The organism is Bacillus cereus group sp. N6 (assembly GCF_016483705.1).
In the GTDB taxonomy this organism is placed as follows: Bacteria; Bacillota; Bacilli; order Bacillales; family Bacillaceae_G; genus Bacillus_A; species Bacillus_A wiedmannii.
The window spans coordinates 1-725 of record NZ_JAEHBI010000186.1; the positions used below are offsets into that span (position 1 = coordinate 1).

The following is a 725-nucleotide window of genomic DNA, read 5'->3' on the forward strand; positions in this document are numbered from 1 at the left end:
AAAGTTTGATTTAACAAGTTTGCGTACACATTGTAAGGATGATTACTATTGGTTGTTGCTTTATATTTTCGCACTGTAATAGAACGAAGGCCTTCTTGCTGCATCAAACGTGCTACTGTTTTTTGTGAAACACAAACACCTTGTTTTTGCAATTCCTTTGTAATTTTAGGACTTCCATAAATTTGATTCGATTGTAAATATTCATTTCGAATTTGTTGGATCAGCTGCTCTTTACGATTTTTCTGTGAGCTGATAGGGCGCTTTAACCAGGCATAATAACCACTACGTGATACACCGAAGACCTGACACATCTTCACTACACGAAATTCATCTCGGTGATACATAATGAATGTGTAGATTACTTCTGGTCCTTGCTGAAGATGCCAAGTGCCTTTTTTAAAATAGCCAATTCCTCCTCAAGCTCACGATTACGCCGCTTTAAAGCGAGGAGATCTTGATTCTCTGGTTTGATGTTTCCAGATCCTACAAAACCGGCTCCCTTACTTTGTTTATATTCATTACACCAACGGTGTAGTGTTTTATATGAAATCCCTAAATTTCTTGCTATTTGAGCAATTGTTTGGCCCTCTTCCTTACAAAGTTGCACAGCTTGTTTTTTATAATCTGCATCATATCTTTTTTTCTTCATAAGACACCTCGAACTTGTTTATTTGTTTTTAGTATAAACTCTCTGTTCGGTGTGTCTATCATTTAGACTAGCATCA

At 36.6% G+C, this 725-nt stretch carries 2 protein-coding genes; both read right to left on the bottom strand.

Annotation, left to right across the window (positions count from 1 at the left end):
* The coding region (locus JDS99_RS30790; RefSeq protein ID WP_242475822.1) for an IS3 family transposase at positions 1-311 on the bottom strand (311 nt) is incomplete at its 3' end.
* A 47-nt stretch (positions 312-358) separates the two neighbouring features.
* Positions 359-649 (bottom strand): transposase, encoded by a 291-nt coding sequence (locus JDS99_RS30795; protein WP_199696485.1) that lies wholly within the window; start codon positions 647-649, stop codon positions 359-361.
* Positions 650-725: the final 76 nt, after the last annotated feature.